The 18,154-nt window shown below is 72.9% G+C and carries 11 protein-coding genes; 9 read left to right on the forward strand and 2 right to left on the reverse strand.

The annotated features are described in order from the left end of the window. Positions 1-127 precede the first annotated feature (127 nt). From BLV01_RS12355 to BLV01_RS12390, 8 genes are all read left to right on the forward strand, one after another. A complete protein-coding gene (locus BLV01_RS12355; RefSeq protein ID WP_175485902.1) occupies positions 128-4,660 on the forward strand; it encodes a non-ribosomal peptide synthetase in 4,533 nt (1,510 codons plus the stop codon). Further along, positions 4,657-6,024, forward strand: coding sequence for an MFS transporter (locus BLV01_RS12360; RefSeq protein ID WP_091799635.1), 1,368 nt, complete (start codon positions 4,657-4,659; stop codon positions 6,022-6,024). Before BLV01_RS12355 ends, BLV01_RS12360 begins: the two co-directional genes overlap by 4 nt. A 286-nt stretch (positions 6,025-6,310) precedes the next feature. After that, positions 6,311-7,099 carry a DUF6875 domain-containing protein gene (locus tag BLV01_RS12365; RefSeq protein ID WP_091799638.1) on the forward strand — a complete coding sequence of 263 codons (789 nt, stop codon included), beginning with the start codon at positions 6,311-6,313 and terminating at the stop codon, positions 7,097-7,099. A gap of 9 nt (positions 7,100-7,108) precedes the next feature. Continuing rightward, entirely contained in the window at positions 7,109-8,458 is a 1,350-nt protein-coding gene (locus BLV01_RS12370; protein ID WP_217633500.1) for an FAD-dependent oxidoreductase, read from the forward strand. Positions 8,459-8,535: 77 nt separating this feature from the next. Continuing rightward, a complete protein-coding gene (locus BLV01_RS12375; RefSeq protein ID WP_139178650.1) occupies positions 8,536-8,787 on the forward strand; it encodes a hypothetical protein in 252 nt (83 codons plus the stop codon). 130 nt (positions 8,788-8,917) lie between these two features. Beyond that, on the forward strand, positions 8,918-9,811 hold the full coding sequence (locus tag BLV01_RS12380) for an alpha/beta hydrolase (protein WP_254782629.1): 894 nt from the start codon (positions 8,918-8,920) through the stop codon (positions 9,809-9,811). An 88-nt stretch (positions 9,812-9,899) separates the two neighbouring features. Next, entirely contained in the window at positions 9,900-10,676 is a 777-nt protein-coding gene (locus tag BLV01_RS12385) for a helix-turn-helix transcriptional regulator (RefSeq protein ID WP_217633501.1), read from the forward strand. Between the two features lie 106 nt (positions 10,677-10,782). After that, positions 10,783-12,291, forward strand: a complete 1,509-nt coding sequence (locus BLV01_RS12390; protein WP_139178651.1) for a S41 family peptidase — start codon at positions 10,783-10,785, stop codon at positions 12,289-12,291. Between the two features lie 7 nt (positions 12,292-12,298). On the opposite strand, the gene BLV01_RS12395 is transcribed toward BLV01_RS12390, so the two are convergent. Next, a complete protein-coding gene (locus BLV01_RS12395; protein ID WP_091800020.1) occupies positions 12,299-13,921 on the reverse strand; it encodes an ABC-F family ATP-binding cassette domain-containing protein in 1,623 nt (540 codons plus the stop codon). A 282-nt stretch (positions 13,922-14,203) separates the two neighbouring features. On the opposite strand from BLV01_RS12395, the gene BLV01_RS12400 reads away from it, so the two are divergent. After that, on the forward strand, positions 14,204-14,542 hold the full coding sequence (locus BLV01_RS12400; protein ID WP_139178652.1) for a hypothetical protein: 339 nt from the start codon (positions 14,204-14,206) through the stop codon (positions 14,540-14,542). Between the two features lie 681 nt (positions 14,543-15,223). Here BLV01_RS12400 and BLV01_RS12405 read toward each other — a convergent pair. Beyond that, positions 15,224-18,088, reverse strand: coding sequence for a type 2 lanthipeptide synthetase LanM family protein (locus BLV01_RS12405; protein ID WP_091799654.1), 2,865 nt, complete (start codon positions 18,086-18,088; stop codon positions 15,224-15,226). Between the last annotated feature and the right edge of the window lie 66 nt (positions 18,089-18,154).

Genomic DNA, 18,154 nt, shown 5'->3' on the forward strand with positions numbered 1-18,154 from the left:
TCCGGGAATTGCGTTAGTGCAGTGGATGTATCGGGCCGCCGTCGGGAGCGGCGGCCCGCGAGCGGTTCGCGGCGCTTGGCTGGGGCCAGCGCCTCCTGCAACGGTAGTCAAGGATGAAGCAGCACGCATGAGTTCGTCTTCGCCTCCTTCACAAGGCAACGGTGCGCACGACGCCACCGCCGAGCGCCTGGCGCGGTTGAGCCCGCAGCAGCGCGAGCTGTTGTTGCGGCAACTGGCCGCGCGCAAGAGCGCGGGTACGGCGGCGCAACCGATCCGGCCGCGCGCGCTCGATCCGGGCGCGCCGCTGCCGCTGTCGGCGGCGCAGCAGCGCATGTGGTTCTTCGAGCGCCTGCAGCCGGGCACCGGCGCGTACCACGTGTACGCGCACCTGCGCCTGCGCGGCGCGCTCGACGCCGGCGCCGTGCAGCGCGCGTTCGCCGCGGTGATCGCGCGGCACGAATCATTGCGCACCGGCTTCGCCGAAGTCGCCGGCGAGCCGCGCCAGAGCGTGGCCGCGCAGGTCGCGTTCGCGGTGCCGACGATCGACCTGAGCGACCTCGACCCGCAGCGCCGCGAAGCGGAACTGCAGCGCCGCGCCGACCAGGAAACCGTGCGTCCGTTCGACCTGGCCCGGCCGCCGCTGCTGCGCGCCACCCTGGTACGGCTGGACCGCGACAACCACGCGCTGCTGGTGGTGCTGCACCACATCGTCTCCGACGCCTGGTCGCTGGGCGTGCTGTTCGACGAATTCAACCGCTTCTACGCCGCCGAGACCGGCGCCACGGCCGAAGGCCGATTGGCGCCGCCGGCGCCGCCGGCGCTGCAGTTCGGCGACTGCGTGCTGTGGCAGCGCGAACCCGCGCACGAGCAGGCGCAGGCCCGCCAGTTGGCGTTCTGGCGCGATGCGCTGGCCGGCACCGGCGGCCTGCTCGACCTGCCCACCGACCGGCCGCGTTCGAGCGCGCCGCTGGGCCGCGGCGCGCGCTATGCGATGTACCTGCCGCCGGAACTGGTGCGCGCCGCCGGCGACTTCGCCAAGGGCGAGAACGCGACCTTGTTCATGCTGCTGCTGGCTGCGTTCCAGGCGGTGCTGGCGCGCAACAGCGGCCAGGACGACGTGGTCGTCGGCTCGCCGGTGGCCAACCGCGGCGAACCCGGCACCGCGCCGCTGATCGGCCTGTTCGTCAACACCCTGGCGCTGCGCGGCGACCTGTCCGGCGAACCGAGCCTGCGCGAACTGCTGCGCCGCACGCGCGGCCATGTGCTGGATGCGATGAGCCATGCCGACGCGCCGCTGGAGCGGGTGATCGACGAGCTCAAGATCGAGCGCGCGCCCGGACGCACGCCGCTGTTCCAGACCTTGTTCGTGCTGCAGAACGCGGTCGCCGAACCGCTGCGCCTGCACGGCCTGGACACCCGCGTGTTCGAGTCGCAGGAGATGGCGGCGCGCTTCGAGATCACCCTGACCCTGGGCGCGGCCAGCGACGGCGGCCTGGTCGGCAGCTTCGACTACGACCGCGACCTGTTCGACGCCGACACCATCGAGCGCCTGGAGCAGCAGCTGGAAACCCTGCTGCGCAACGCCCTGGCCGCGCCGGACCGGCCGCTGGCGCAGCTGTCGCTGCTGCCCGCGGCGCAGCGCGCGCAACTGCTCGCCCTGGGCGACGGCGGCGCGGCGTCGCCGTGCGCGCACAACGATCTGTATTCGCTGTTCGCCGCCCAGGCCGCGCGCACGCCCGACGCGCCGGCGCTGGTCGAGCCCGGCCGTTCGCTGAGCTACCGCGAGCTGCTGCATCGCGCCAACGGCCTGGGCCGGCGCCTGCGCGAACTCGGCGCGGGCCGCGAGAGCCGGGTGGCGGTGCTGACCGATCGCTCGATCGAGGCGCTGGTGGCGGTGCTCGGCGCGCTCGCCGCGGGCGCGGCGTACGTGCCGCTGGACCCGGCGCATCCCGACGACCGCCTGCAGTTCCTGCTCGAAGACACCGCGGCCAAGGCGCTGCTGGCGCCGCCGCAATGGCGCGCGCGTGCGCAGCAGCTCGGCACGCAGGTGCCGCTGCTCGCCAGCGACGAGGCCGACGCGTCGCCGCAGCGGCCCTGCGACGACATCGCCGCCGACGACGCGGCCTATGTCATCTACACCTCCGGTTCGACCGGCCAGCCCAAGGGCGTGACCGTCGAGCATCGCGGCGCGGTCAACCTGACCCTGGGCTTCATGGCCGGCCACGATTTCGCCGGGCAGCGCCTGCTGATGATTCCGCCGCTGGTGTTCGACGCTTCGGTCGGCGACGTGTTTCCGGCGCTGGCCAGCGGCTCGGCCCTGGTGCTGCATCCCAATCCGACCGAGCTCGGCCCGTTCGAGCTGGAAGCGTTCTGCGCGCAGCACGCAGTCAGTGCGATCGACGCGCCGGCCGCGCTGTGGCGGCGCTGGAGCGAGGGCTGGGCGGCGCGCACGCGCGATGCCGCGCTGCTGCCGCAGCTGCGGCTGATGATGATCGGCGGCGAGAGCGTCGGGGTCGAGCAGGTGCGCCGTTTCGCCGCGATCACCGACGGCCGGGTCGCGCTGAGCAACCATTACGGCCCGACCGAGACCTCGGTGTGCGCGGCGATGCTGAGCACCCGCGACGGCGGCGAGTTCGCTGCGCGCGAGCTGCCGATCGGCCGGCCGCTGCCGGGCGTGCGCCTGTACGTGGTCGACGCGCACGGCGAACTGGCGCCGCGCGGCGCCGCCGGCGAGCTGTGCATCGGCGGCGCCGGCGTGGCGCGCGGCTACCTCAACCGGCCCGAGCTGAGCGCCGAGGCGTTCCCGGCCGACCCGTTCGCGCCGGGCGGGCGGCTGTACCGCACCGGCGACCTGGCGCGCTGGAACGCCGACGGCACCTTGCAGTTCCTCGGCCGCCGCGACCATCAAGTCAAGCTGCGCGGTTTCCGCATCGAGCTGGGCGAGATCGAGAGCGCGCTGGAAGCGCATCCGCAGATCGAGGCCGCGGCGGTGCTGCTGCGCGAGGATCGGCCCGGCGACAAGCGCCTGGTCGCCTATCTGGTCGCCGACGAAAACAGCGGCCCGGCGCAGTGGCGCGAGCATCTCGCGCGCAGCCTGCCCGAGGCGCTGCTGCCGTCGGCCTATGTGCGGCTGCAGGCCATGCCGCTCAACCGCAACGGCAAGATCGACCGCAAGGCGCTGCCCGAACCGAGCGAGGAATTGCTGGAGCAGCGGCCCTTGGTCGAGCCTTCCAGCGACACCGAACGCGCGGTGCTGGCGGTCTGGCGCGAGGTGCTGGGCCGCGAGCGGATCAGCGCCGACGACGATTTCTTCGCCATCGGCGGCGATTCGCTGATGACCCTGCCGCTGGTGTTCAAGCTGCACGCCGCGCTCGGCGTGGAGGTGCCGCTGGCGACGGTGTTCGCCGCGCCGACCCTGGCCGCGCTGGCCCGGCGCATCGACGAACTGCGCGCCGGCGGCGGCGAGGACGAGTTCGACCTCGCCGCCAAGGTGCAGCTGGACGACGACATCCATCCGCGCAACGCCGCGCTGCCGGCGGCCTCGCGCGCGCATCCGCGTTCGGTGCTGATCACCGGCGCCACCGGTTTCCTCGGCGCCTATATGGTGCGCGAGCTGCTCGACGTCGGCGACGCCGAGATCCTGTGCCTGGTGCGCGCCGGCAGCGACGAGGACGGCCTCGCCCGCATCCGCAACAACCTGCGCGGCTACGACTTGTGGCGCGAAGGCGACCAGGCGCGCCTGCGCATCGTGCTGGGCGACCTCGCCCTGCCGCGGCTGGGCCTGGACGAAGCCGGCTTCGACGCGCTGGCGAAGCGCGCCGAGGCGATCTTCCACAACGGCGGCCAGGTCAATTTCCTCGCCCCGTACGAGCACCTGGAAGCGGCCAACGTCGGCGGCACCCGCGAAGTGCTGCGGCTGGCCACCCGGCACCGGGTCAAGCCGGTGCACCTGGTGTCGACCCTGGGCGTGTGCCTGACCGCGTCGAACCTGGACCGCATCGTGCGCGAGTCCGATCCGCCGCCGCGCGCCGACGAGCAATACGGCGGCTACAACCAGAGCAAGTGGGTCGGCGAACAGCTGGCGCTGCTGGCGCGCGAGCGCGGCCTGCCGGTGGCGATCTACCGCCCGGCGCGCATCACCGGCGACAGCCACACCGGCGCCAGCAACGCCGGCGACTACTTCAACGCCTGGATCCGCGGCTGCGTGCAGCTCGGCCGCGCGCCGCACCTGCCCGACGAAGCCTTCGACATGGCGCCGGTGGACTACGTCGGCCGCGCGATCGTGCGCATCGCCCTCGGCGCGGGCGAGGCCAACGGCACCTTCCACTTCTACAACCGGCGCCGCCTGCCGATTCCCGACGCGGTGCGGGCGATGCGCGAAGCCGGCCTGCAGGTCGAGGAGATCGACTACCCGCAGTGGCGGCGCGAACTGCTGGCGCAGGCCGCGGTCTCGCGCGAGAACGCGCTGGCGCCGTTCGCCGGCCTGTTCCCCGAGCATCCCAACCCGCGCGAGCCGCAGTTCGACTGCAGCGCCAGCACGCGCGCGGTCGAGCCGCTGGGACTGGTCTGCCCGCCGGCCGACACCGCGTTGATGCGGCTGTACCTGCGCTTCCTGCAGGCGCGCGGCGTGCTGCCGGCGCCGGTGGAGGCCGAAGCATGAGCCGCTGGTCGGGACTGCGCAATTTCCTGCTGATCTGGTTCGGCCAGCTGGTCTCCGGCGTGGGTTCGCGCCTGACCACCTTCGCGCTCGGCGTGTGGGTGCTGCAGACCACCGGTTCGACCACGCGCTTCGCCCTGGTGTTCGTGTCGATGGCGGTGCCGGCGCTGTTGATCTCGCCGTTCGCCGGCGCCCTGGTCGACCGCTGGGACCGCCGCCGCACCATGATCGTGTGCGAGGCGATCTCGGCCGCGACCATGCTGGCGTTGGCGGGATTGCTGGCGAGCGGACACCTGTCGATGTGGCATATCTACGTGGGCGTCGGCGCGGTCGCGCTGTCGAACGCGTTCCTGCAGCCGGCGTACGCGGCGAGCATCCCGCTGTTGGCCAGTCCCGACCAACTGACTCGGGTCAACGGCCTGGTCCAGACCGGTTTCGCCGTCGCCCAGGTCGGCGGGCCGCTGCTGGCCGGCGTGCTGGTCAGCACGATCTCGCTGCAGGGCGTGCTGGTGGTCGATGCCTTGACCTTCGTGGTCGGCCTGCTGGCGCTGTGCCTGGCCAAGGTGCCGCGGCTGGCGCGCGATCCGCAGGCGCCGCAGCAGGGCCTGTGGCAGGAAGCCTCGACCGGCTTCGCCTACGTGCGCGAGCGGCGCGGGCTGATGGGGCTGCTGATCGTGTTCGGCCTGAGCAACTTCATGTTCGGCATCGCCAGCATCGCGATCACGCCGCTGATCCTGTCGGTCGCCGATCCGGCGCTGCTGGGCGTGCAGATGGCCATCGGCGGCAGCGGCCTGCTGTTCGGCGGCGTGTTGATGAGCACCTGGGGCGGGCCGCGCCGGCGCGTGGTCGGCGTGCTCGGCTTCTCGATGCTGGCCGGGTTGTTCCTGGCCGCGCACGGCCTGCAGCCGTCGTTCCCGCTGTTGGTGGTGGCCGGTTTCGCGTTCTTCCTCAGCGTGCCGGTGATCAACGCCTGCAATGCGACGCTGTGGCAGAGCAAGGTGCCGGCGGAACTGCAGGGCCGCTGCTTCGCGATCCAGCGCGTGCTGGCCGAATCGGCGATGCCGCTGGCGTTCTGCCTGGCCGGCCCGCTGGCCGAGCACGTGTTCGAGCCGTTGATGGCGGCCGACGGCGCGCTGGCCGGCTCGCTCGGCCTGTTGATCGGGGTCGGGCCGGGGCGCGGGCTGGGGCTGATGTTCCTGGTGCTGGGCGCGGCGATGATGACCATCGCCGCGGTGGCGTGGTCGCGGCGTGCGATCCGCGAGGTCGAGAACGACCTGCCAGACGCATTGGCTGCGCCAGCGGTGGAGCATGCTGCTTCCCAGGCGCCCGCCGGCGCCGCCCAGGGAGAGGCCCGATGCGCAGTCTGATCCGCGGCCCGGCCGGGCGCGCCCGGCGCGAACCGCCGCCCCGCGCCGGCCTGGGCGCATCGGCGCGGGCGGGCGAGGGAAGGCGAAGACGACGGGAAGCGCCCCCGGATTGCGATCTATCCAGATCGGGCCAGGGAAAAACCTCACCACCGGGACGGTTGCCGATCAGGACGCTTTCGACCGGAAACACACGCAGCCTCGCCGCCACCGGCGAAGCGCACACGGACCGCCGCGCTGAGCGCTGCGTGGGTTCGAACCAAGCCAAGTATGCAGGGATGAAACGGCAATGATTCCAGACAACGATTCCACTCCGGTCATCGAAACCGACCGACTGATGATGCAGGCGCAGACCGTGGTCGAGACCCCGGTGGCCGCGGCCCGCGGCAAGCTGATGCAGGCCTCCACGGTCGAGCGCGACCAGCCGGCCGACGCGCCGCTGCCGCGCACGGTGGCGTGGATCCGCAACTTCCTCGCCCGTCCGCATCCGGACGTGGGCCGCCCCGGGCCGGTGTGCCCGTTCACCCCGACCGCGCTGGCGCTGGACACCATCTGGCTGGCCGAGATCCAGGACCGCGACGTCAGCCTGGACCGCATCGTCGAGCTGATCAGCGTGTACCGCGACCTGTTCGGCGAGATCGAGCCGCGCACCGGCCAGGTGGCGATCAACAAGACCGTGCTGATCGTGTTCCCGCACCTGGGCGACGATGCGGCCGCGTTCGTCGACGAAGTGCAGCAGCAGCTCAAGCCCAGCTTCGTCGACCTGGGGCTGATGCTCGGCGAGTTCCACGCCACCAACGAGAGCCCCGGCCTGCGCAATCCGGACTTCCGCCCGCTGCGCAGCCCGGTGCCGATGCTGGCGATCCGGCAGATGGTCGAGACCGACCTGCCGTTCCTGCGCCGCTCGCTCGACACCGCGCAGGTGCGCAGCCAGTTCCTGCGCTCGTACCTGCGCCGGCTCGGCGGCACGGTGCGGCGCAACTACTTCGACCAGGCGGTGAAGGCGCTGGTGGAGGCGGAGATCGAGCTGCAGGCGCAGTCCGCCGCCGCGGCCAAGCCCACCGTCGCCAGCGCCTGAGGTCCCGCGATGACCGAGCACAACAACGCGGCCGGCCGCGTGGCCATCGTCGGCGGCGGCCTGGCCGGCTCGCTGCTGGCGCTGTCGCTGGCGCGCCAGGGCATCGGCGTGGACGTGTACGAGCGCCGCAGCGATCCGCGCGTGGACCAGTCCGGCGGCGGGCGTTCGATCAACCTGGGCCTGTCCAAGCGCGGCATCCAGGCGCTGAGCGAAGTCGGCCTGCTCGACGAGGTGATGCCGCTGACCGTGGCGATGGCCGGGCGGGTGATCCACGCGCCCGACGGCAGCACCCGTTTCCAGCCCTACGGCAAGGACCGCGGCGAGGTCCTGCATTCGATCGACCGCAACGAACTCAACCGCCTGCTGCTCGACCACGCCCAACGCCATCCGCAGGTGCGCCTGCACTTCGAGCACCGGCTGGCGCGGATCGACAAGGACGCGCGCGAGCTGGAGTTCGAGCACGGCGGGCTGCCGGTGCGGGTGAAACCGGCCTGGACGGTCGGCGCCGACGGCGCGTTCTCGCGCGCGCGCCGCGAGATGCAGCGCGGCGAGCGCGCCGACTACCACCAGGAATACCTGGAGTGGGGCTACAAGGAACTGAGCCTGGCGGCGCTGCCCGACGGCGGCTCGCAGATCCGGCTGGAGGCGCTGCACGTGTGGCCGCGCGTGCATTGTTTCTTCGTCTCCCATCCCAACCGCGACGGCTCGCACACGCTGACCCTGTTCCTGCCGCACGAAGGGCCGGACAGCTTCGCCAGCACGCGCACGCCGGCGCAAATCCGCGCGCTGTTCGACAAGTATTTCCCCGACCTGGTGCCGCTGCTGCCGACCCTGGTGGACGACTGGGACCGCCATCCGACCGGTTCGCTGATCACCACGCGCACCGCGCCGTGGAGCCTGGACGAGTGGATCGTGCTGGTCGGCGATGCCTGCCACGCGGTGTATCCGTTCTACGGCCAGGGCATGAACTCCGCGTTCGAGGACTGCTCGGCGCTGATGGCCGCGCTGGCCCGCCATCCGGGCGACCGCCGCGCCGCGTTCGCCGACTACGAGCGCACCCGCCGGCCGCACACCGACACCTTGGCCGAGCTGTCCAAGGCCAACTTCGTCGAGCTCAAGCAGAAGGTGCAGTCGTTCTGGTTCCTGGCGCGCAAGCGCATCGACGTGGCGCTGAACCGGTTGTTGCCGCGCACCTGGCTGCCGCTGTACACGATGATCGCCCACACCACGATGCCCTACGGCGACGCGCTGCAACGCGCGCGCAAGCAGGACCGGATCCTGGTCGGCGCGGCTTCGGCGGCCGCGGTCGCGGCGGTGGCGGCGCTGGCGTTCGGCGCATGGGCGACGCATTTGATCTGATGGGATGGGGTTTGCGCGCGCCCGCATGCGGGCGCGCGGATTCTGCGGCGCGGGGGCGCCAGGGGAGCGGGACCGGCATGGACGAGGCAGGGGACGTACGCGGCGCCGCAGCGCCGGGGTTGGACAACGGCGATCTGAGCCGCGAAGAGCGCAGCGTGCTGCTGCGGGTGTTCGGCATCGATGCGCGAGTTGCGCCGTTGAGCGCGGTGGCGGTCGAGTTCATCCGCACCCGGCGGCGGATCCGGCTCAACCAGGAGCGCGGCCAGCGCGGGCGCACCGATTCCGCCGACGCTGCCCACGCACGCGCGGACCGCGAGTCCGTCGACTGAGGCGTCGGGCCGCGCCGGCCCGGCACCGAAACGACAAGATCGGCCGCGCCGGCGTTCGCCGCCGGTCGCGCGCGTCCTGCTACGATCGCGCCGACGCGCGGCCCGGTCGCTCGCGCGACGGAGCCGAACCTTGAAGATCCACCGTCGCGGCGTGCGCGCCGCGCTGCTGTCGCTTGCCGTGGCCTGCGCCTTCGCCGTCGCGCCGGCCTGCGCGCAGCAATCCGCGCCGGCCGCGCCGACCGCGGCGGACGCGGCGGACGCGGCCAAGGTGTACGGCAGCTTCACCCTGGACTCGAAGATCCTCGGCGAGACCCGCCGGATCAATATCTACGCGCCGCCGGGTTACGCCGAGCGGGGCCGCGACCGGCACCCGGTGCTGTACATGCCCGACGGCGGCCTGCAGGAAGACTTCCCGCATGTCGCCGACGCGGTCGATCGCGCCATCGCCGCCGGCGCGATCGCGCCGATGTTCGTGGTCGGGATCGAGAACACCCAGCGCAAGCGCGACATGACCGGGCCGACCGAGGTCGCCGAAGAACTCAAACTGGCGCCGACGCTGGGCGGCTCGGCGCAGTTCCGCGCGTTCATCCGCGACGAGCTGATCCCGCAGGTCGAGCGCCGCCTGCGCACCCAGTCGCGCCGCGGCATCGTCGGCGAGTCGTTGGCCGGGCTGTTCGTGGCCGAGACCTTCCTGCGCGAGCCGCGCCTGTTCGACGTCTACATCGCGATCAGCCCGAGCCTGTGGTGGAACCGCGACGCGTTGCTGACCCAGGCGCCGGCGTTGCTGCGCGACCGCCGCAAGGCGTTGCCGGCGCGGACCTTGCGGCTGTACTCGGCCGACGAGGACAACATCGCCCCGCAGACCCAGCGATTGGCCGACCTGCTGCGCGCGCAGGCGCCCGCCGGCCTGGCCTGGGAGTACCGGCCGCGGCCGGACCTGAGCCACGGCACCATCTACCGCGCGGTCGAGGACGAGGCGATCCGCGCCGCCTTCGCCGTGCCGTCGCCGGCCCCGCGCAAGTAAGCGAAGCGCAGCGCAGCGCGGCGCCGCCCGCCGCGCTGTCGCCGCCGCCGGCAAACCCATGGCGCCGGCGGCGTACTATGCTCGGCCTATGCGAGCCGCCAGCGCACCCCAGCCGACCTGGATGCAGTCGATCCGCTGCAAGGCCTATGCGCCGGCCACGGCCATGCCCGCGCATCGCCACGACGAACCCTCGCTGTGCCTGGTGGTGTCGGGCCGCTATGAGGAAACCCAGCGCGGTCGCGCGGTCGCGCACGGCCCCGGGCACCTGCTGTACTGCGCCGCCGGCGAGCCGCATTCGCAGCGTTTCGCCGGCGAGGGCGCGCGCAAGCTGCTGCTGCGTCCGGCGCCGGCGGCGCTGGAGTTCCTGGCCGCGCGCGGCGCGCTCGAGCCGGGCCGCCACGTCGCCGCGCCGCGGCTGGCGGCGCTGGCGCGCGAGATGGCGGCGGAACTGGACGCGCGCGACGACTGCGCGGCGATGGTGGTCGAGGGCCTGGTGCTGGAGCTGCTGGGCCTGTTCGGCCGCAGCGGCGAGGAACGCGGGCGCGCGGCCTGGCTGCAGCGCGTGCGCGACTACCTGCACGAACACCAGGCCGGGGAACTGGCGCTGGACGGCGTGGCGCGCGAAGTCGGCCGCCATCCCACCCATGTGGCGCGCGAGTTCAAGCGCGCCTTCGGCGTGTCGGTCGGCGGTTACCTGCGCGAGATCCGGGTGCAGCGCGCCGAGCGCCTGCTCGACGGCGAGCGCGCGTCGCTGGCGCAGATCGCGATCGCCTGCGGCTTCTGCGACCAGGCCCACATGAGCCGGGTGTTCCGCGCCTTGCGCGGGACCACGCCGGCGGCGCGCCGGCGCGCGCGCCGCGACTAGCGCTTGCGCAAACGCTAGCGCCGTACCCGACGCTAGCGGCGTCCAAGAACCGGCCCGCGGCGGCGCCGATACTGGCCGCCATTGTCCATTGCCGCCGGAACCGCCGATGCGCGCCAGTCGCTTGTCCCTTCTCGCCGCCGCGCTGATCGCCGCGGCCTCGCCCTGCACCGCCGCCGGTTTCGATCCCGCGCCGTGGCGGCAGGACTACGCCCAGCTCAAGCGGACGCTGGAACGCGAATACGCCAACCTGGCCTGGTTCGCCTCGCCGCAGGGCGGGGTCGATCTGCCCGCGCTCGACCGCGCCACCGCGCGCGCGCTCGACGGCGCCGAGAACGACGCCCAGGCCGAGCGCGCACTGCGCGATTTCGTCGCCGGTTTCGGCGACGGCCATTTCTCGTTCGTGCCGACCCTGCAGCCGGCCGCGGCCGAACCGGTCGCGGCGCCGCCGCCCGCGGACGCGCGCCGCCTCGACGCGGTGGCCGGTTGCGCCGCGCTGGGCTACGACGGCGGCGACGCGCGGGTGCCGTTCTCGCTGCCGTTCGAATCGCTGCCGGGCTTTCGTCTGTTGGAGGACGGCGTCGCCGGGCCGTTCCGGGTCGGGCTGATGGACACGGCGCAGGGAGCGCGCGTCGGCGTGGTGCGGCTCAAGGAATTCAGCCGCGAGAGCTATCCCTCGCTGTGCCTGGCGGCGTGGAACCATCCCGAGGTGGCCGGCGCCGGCGACGCGCAGGCATGGCGCTCGCGGCTGCCCGCGCAGATCGACGACGCTTGGTACGCCGCGCTGGAGGCGCAGCTCAAGCGATTGGCGGCGCAGGGCGCGCAGGCGCTGATCGTCGATGTCGGCCGCAACGGCGGCGGCGACGACAGCGGCGACATCGCCACCCGTTTGTTCACCCGCAAGCCGCTGCGTTCCTCGCCGCTGCTGGTGTCGCAGTCGCCCGCCGCGGCCGCTTACCTCGACGAGCAACTCGAGAACCTGGCCCAGGCGCGCGGCTTCGCCCCGGATGCGCAGGCGATCCAGGCGCTGGACCGGCAGACCGAGCGCTTTCGCGCCGCCCGTGCCCGCGCGCGCGAGGGCCGCTGCGAGCTGTCCTGGGTGTGGCGCGAGCGCCGCGACTGGAACGGCACGCACTGCCGGCGGCTGGTCGAGGCCGGTTCCGCCGGCGGCCCGCTGGACAGCTTGCCCGCCGGCGCCTACGGCAACGCGCGCGTGGCCAAGCGCCTGCATTGGCCGATCCAGATGGACGACCATTGGGGCGCGTGGGACGGCCCGCTGTACGTGCTGACCGATGCGCGCACGTTCTCGGCCGCGGAGATGTTCGCCGCGACCCTGCGCAACAACGGCGTCGCGCGCATGCTCGGCCAGCGCACCGGCGGCGATGGGTGCGGCTTCATGGTCTCGGCCGAGCCATTGACCCTGGCGCATTCGCGCCTGCGCCTGCGCATGCCCAACTGCGTGCGCCTGCGCAGCGACGGCAGCGACGAGGTCGCCGGGATCGCCCCGGACCTGCCGCTGCCGCCGCGCGAGGGCGAGAACGCGCGCGCCCGCGCGCAGCGCGCGATCGAGGCGGTGGTCGCGGACTGGCCGGCGCAATTCGGCGGCGCCGGCCGATAACCGCCGATCACGGCGCCTCGCGCAGGCGCCCGCCGACCAGTTCCAGCCGCCGCGTCGGCGCCAGCGCCGCGACGAAGGCCGGGTCGTGGCTGACCGCGACCAGCGCGCCGCGATAGGCGCGCAGCGCGCGTTCGAGTTCGCCCAGCGCATCCAGGTCGAGGTGGTTGCTGGGTTCGTCCAGCAACAACAGCTGCGGCGCGGGTTCGGCGTGCAGCACACAGGCCAGCACCGCGCGCAGGCGTTCGCCGCCGGACAACGCCGCCAGCGGCAGTTGCGCGCGCGCGCCGCGCAGCAGCCAGCGCGCGAGCAGGTTGGCGCGGGCGGCGTCGTCGAGCCGCGGCGCGGATGCGCGCAGATGCTCGGCCACGCTGCGCGCCGGATCCAGCAAGTCCAGCCCCTGCGGCAGGTAGGCGATGCGGCCTTCGCCGTAGTGCAGCTCGCCCGCGTCGGCCGCGCGCACGCCGCCGAGCAGGCGCAGCAGGGTCGACTTGCCGGCGCCGTTGGCGCCGCCGACGACGATGCGCTCGGGGCCGCGGATGTCCAGGTCCAGGCCCGGCGGCGCGAACGCGTCGACGCCGTCGTGGCGCGCCTGCAGTCCGCGTGCGCGCAGCAGCAGGCGCCCGCCGGGCACCTGTGTGTCCGGCAGGTCCAGGTCGAGTTCGGGCGTGTCGATCAAGGCCTGTGCGGCCTCGCGGGCGCGGGCGCGCGCGGCGTCGCTGCGCGCGGCGTGCACCGCCTCGGCCTTGGCCGCCGACACCTGCGCGGCGCGCGCGCGATTGCCGGCGACGATCCGCGGCAGGCCCGCATCCGGCGCCGCGCGCTGCGCCCGCCCGGCGCGGCGCTGCGCGCGCTCGTGCGACTGCTGGCGTTCGCGCTGCTCGCGCCTGGCGTGTTGCCGCAACTGGCGCAGGTCCTGTTCGGCCGCGGCGCGTTCGGTTTGCGCCGCCTGGCGATAGAACGCGTAGCCGCCGCCATGCACGCGCAGCGCATCCGGCGCCAGTTCGCCGATGCGGTCCATGCGTTCGAGCAGGGCGCGGTCGTGGCTGGCCGCGACCAGGCAACCCGGCCAGTCCTCGATCAGGCGATACAGGCGCTCGCGCGCGGCGCGGTCGAGGTGGTTGCTGGGTTCGTCCAGCAACAACACATCGGGCCGCTGCAGCAGGCGCGCGGCCAACTGCAGCGCGGTCAGTTCGCCGCCGCTGAGGCGATCGAGCCGGCGCTGCAGCGGCAGCCCGTCCAGGCCCATGCGCGCCAGCGCGGCGGCGCTGCGCTCGGCCAGGTCCCAATCTTCGCCGACCGTCTCGAACAGCGCCGGATCGCAGGCGCCCGCGGCGATCGCGTCGAGCGCGCGCAGCCGCGCCGATACGCCCAGCGCATCGGCGACGCGGGCGGCGCCCGGCAGCGTCGCCTGCTGCGGCAGATAGGCCAGCGCGCCGCGCACATCGATCCGGCCCGAAGCCGGTTGCAGTTCGCCGGCGATCAGGCGCAGCAGGGTGCTCTTGCCGGCGCCGTTGGGCGCGACCAGGCCGGTGCGTCCGGGGCCCAGCAACAGCGAGAGATCGGTGAACACCGGACTGCCGTCCGGCCAGGAAAAACACAAAGCGGTGGTGCGAACGAAACGTTCGGCCATGATCGGCGCTCCTTCGGGGCCGCGGCGCATTGCGCGCCTGCGCGGCGATCGACCCGGGCCCGCGGCCGCGTGGTGCGGCAGCGTGGGGCCCGAGCGGGGTCTCAGCGAGGGGGCGTATCGATCACATGTCCTGGGCGGGTCTCCGTCGTGCGGTGCGGATGATAGCGCAGCGGCGTAGCTGCGCGGCGCGGCATGCGCAACCGGCGCGCGGGTGGGTATTCTCCGCGATCCTGCGGCGACGCCGGCCGTCGCGGCGCAAGACGGCAAGGAGCGGGGGATGTAGTGGAACGCAATCGTAGCGGTCGTGCGCGAACTGCGGCTGAAGCTGTGGCTCAAGCCGCGCGGTTGGCCGCCGCCGGAGTGGCTCCCTTCCTGATCGTGCCGGTGCCCGGCTACATCGGGTCCTCCGGCTGTGGGCCGCTGCCGTTCCGCGAATTGGAGTGGATCGAGATCGATCCGGTGCGGGTTAGCGAGCACTGGTGGCGGCTACCGCGGGCGGTGGACAACCTCGCCAGAGAGCTGCTGTCGCGCCTGGCCGCGCTGGGCGTGCAGGCGCAGCGCGACGAGGGGGCCAAGGTGCGGGTGACGGCGAGCGGGCCGGCCGTGCGGCCTGCGCCGTGACGGAGCTGCAGACCGTCCAGTGATCCAAGGTTTCAATCCGGTATTACTGCTTTCGCCAGAATCTATATTGCCGTTGCCGTTGCCGTTCGCTCGGACGCAACCCCACGCAAAGCACACGTTCCGCAGCCCCGGAGGGCGCGCGCATGGATGCGCGCGCGCGCCATGGGGCAGGATGCCCCTTATGGCGCGGCCCCGCGCAAGGTGCAGGACCTAGTGGCTCTTGATTCGAAAAATTTAATGCACTTTCTTTGGTTACTTTCTTTGTTGCTTTGGACAAAGAAAGTGACCCGGCCGCTTGCGGACGGAAACTCTTGATCGAAGCTGGTCGTCAAGCGTACGCACACATTAAAGGTCGAGCCCACCGCGGCACGTCCCTGTAGGAGCGGAGCAAGCCGCGACCTCGCCATTACGGTGATTTCGAAAGTTCCGTCGTGGTTGCGTTGTCGCGGTCGCGGCTTGCGCCGCTCCTACAGTCGGATACGCAACTGCGCGGCCGTCGTTCCGGCGAAAGCCCGAAAGTCGCCGCCGCGTCCGCCGCAATCGCCGCACCGACCAACGCCGAGCGAGATCGACTCGCCCATGGTTCGACACGCACCGCCACGTAGCCACCGATCGGAAAGCATCGGGCCTGAAGGCCCTCCCACAGCCCCAGCTCTGGACCAAACCCCATAACCCCGACAACTACGACGCCGCCCGCCGCTCCAGCAGCAACGGCGAAGCCAGCGTCGAACGCGGATCCAGACGGTTGAGCCCGTGGATCGCGCCCGCCAGCCCGGTCATCAACCCCGGGGTGAACGCCGCGCGGGTCAGCCCGCCGACCATGCCGTGGTGTTCCTCGATCGCCGAGACGATCTGCGCCGCGCTCTCGTCGGGATCGCCGCCGCAGCCGTGCGGATCGAGCGCGGCGGCGCGCGCGAACAATTCGTGCAGCGACATGTCGCCGTGGCAGAGCGTGTGGCTGGACCCCCACTGCCCGCGCGCGGAGGCGACCGCGCGGCGCATCGTACGCAGGTGGCGGGCTTCGCCGGTGCGCGCGTACAGGTCGCAGGCGCACAGGCCGATGCCGACGCTGCCGTGGCACCAGGTCGGGAAATGGCGGCTGCCGTCGCTCTCTCGCGCGTCGCGCCAGTCGCCCGCGGCCTCTTCGTAGTATGACTCCTGGAACCCGAACGCGGCGTCGGCCAGCGCGCTCCAGCGCGCGCGCTGGGCGGCATCGCCGGCGCCGGCCAGGACCAGCCGCGACAGCGCCCAGGCCACGCCGGTGGCGCCGTGGGAAAATCCGTTCGACGGAACCGCGCTTTCGATCCCGGCCCAGCGCGCGCCGGCCTCGTCGACGATCGCGGTCGCTTCCAGACGCTGCGCCGCGCGCACCGCCAGCGCGCGCCAGCGCGGGTCGCCGCTGGCCTCGGCCAGCGCCAGCAGCGGCACGATCGCGCCGGCCGAGCCGTCGATCACGTCGAGGTAGTGGTCGTCCTCGAAGCCGCGCGCCTCCAGCGCGCGCGCACAGGCCAGCGCGTCGTCGAGCAGTTCGGGGCGCTGCAGCAGATCGTGCAGGCTCAGCCAGGTCCACACCTGCGAAGCGTGGCCGGTGAACGCGCCGACGGTGTCCGGCGTTTCCAGCGCCTGCATCGTGCGCAGGGTGCGCACGGCGCCTTCCAGCGCCGCCTCCAAGCCTTCGACCGGATCGGCGCGGCCGTGGCCGACTTCGTGCAGGTAGCCGGCCAGGGTCACCGCGATCCCGCCTAGGCCGAAGTACAGGTCCGGACGCACCGGCTGCACCAGCCAGCCGTGGCGGCTGATTTCCGGGGTGATCCAGACGGTCGAGCCGTCGTCGCCGCGCACCGCCAGGCGCAGCAGCCGCGCCATCGCCTCGGCGGCGAGCGCGCGCCGGCGCGCGTCGAGGTCGCGCGCGTGCGGCGCCTGCGCGGCGTAGCGGCGGCCGCCGCGTTCTTCTTCGCGATAACGCATGCGCAGATTGAGGTCGGTGGCGACCAGGGCGCTGCGGATGGTCAGCTCTTCCAGGTCCAGGCGCATCGCCCGCCAGTCGTCCAGCGCCGCGTCGATGCGCGCGGCCTGCAGCGGCGCGACGAAGATCGGCACGTCGCCGTGGCGCAGCGCGTCGATCTCGGCCTGGATGTCGGCGTGCAGTTGCGGATCCTCGCCCTGGCTGCTGGCGACCGCGCCGTCGCCGCCGGCCAGCATCGCCGAGTTGCGCGCGAACAGGTCGCGCGCGCGTTCGACCGCCTCGTCTTCCTTGTGCAGCGAGGCCGGGTGCCAGAGCATGCGGCCGATCTCGACGTAGGCGCGGGTGGGGCGGCGGATCTCGCGCACGCGGCAGCCGGCGAAGCGCGCCAGCTGCGGCGCCAGCGCGCCGGATTCGTCGAGCCGGTGCAGGCGCGCGGTGAGTTCGAGGAAGCCGTCGCTGATGCAGTCCCAGTAGCGCGACACGTCCGGATTCGGGCTGGGATGGTTCTGCGCGATGCCCATCTCGACCTCGACCAGGGCCAGCCGCGCGCGCGGCGTGCCTTCCTCGGAGATGATCGGCGTGCGCACCTTGGGCTGCTGGTCCGGCAGCGAGCCGGCGGCGGAAATGTCCACCCCCTCCATGCCCAGCGCCTGGGTGCGGAACGGGACGATGCCGGTGCGCAGCACTGAATTGCGGATCAGCGCCTGGGCGAAGTCGTAGGCCTGGCCGTAGCCGCTGGCCTGCAGCGGCGGCACGATCTCGAACAGGCTTTCCACGTCGATCACCACCGGTACCGGGCCGGCCGCGATCAGGTTCTCCAGGTGGATGTCGGTGCCGCCGAGCAGGCGCAGCGCCGCCAGCCAATGGCCCAGGCCGCGGTAGAAACGGGCCAGTTCCGCGTCGCCGTCGCAGTAGCGATGGGCGACGAACGCGGCCCAGCCGTAGTCGCCGCGGTCGAGCACGGCCGGCACCCGCACGCGTTGCGGGTCGTCGGGAAACAACTCGGCCAGGAAGCCGTCGAGCGCGGCGTCGATGCGCAGCGAGCGCGGCTTGTACATGACGTTGCCGGCGTCGAACTGCAGCCGCGCCACGGTCTGGCCGCCTTCGTGCAGGTCGCCCTGGCCGAGCGCGAGCGCGCGCAAGCGTCCGGCCGGCGCGCCGAGCAGCGGCGCCAGCGCGTCGCGGTCGGCGACGAAGCGTTGCATCAGCCGCTGCAGCGCGGCCGATTGCAGTTCCAGCGCGCGCAGCAGGCGCGGGCGCAGCGGCGGATAGCGGCGGTCCAGATGCGGATCGAACTGCGGCTGCAGCGCCAGTTCGACGAAGCGGGCGAAACCTTCGTCGTCGTCGGCGGCGTCTAGCTGGCCGGCGCGGCGCGCTGCGTGCAGTTCCAGCAGCAGCACGCGGTTGAGCTTGAGCCGGGCGTTGCCGCGCAGCGCCTCGTCGGCGGCGGCTTGGGCCAGGGCGGTTTCTTCGGGGTCCAGCGGCAGCGCCGCCAGGCAGTCGGCGAAGGCCGCGCGCGAGGCGGCGACGTAGCGGTCGACGATGCGGCCGAAGGCGTCGGGCGGAGCGGTGTCGCTCATCGGGCGGGTTCGATCCTTCGAGGCGGCCGGCGCACGCGTGCGCGCGGCCGCGGGAGACAGTGCGCG

The organism is Lysobacter sp. yr284, from assembly GCF_900107375.1.
Lineage (GTDB): Bacteria > Pseudomonadota > Gammaproteobacteria > Xanthomonadales > Xanthomonadaceae > Lysobacter.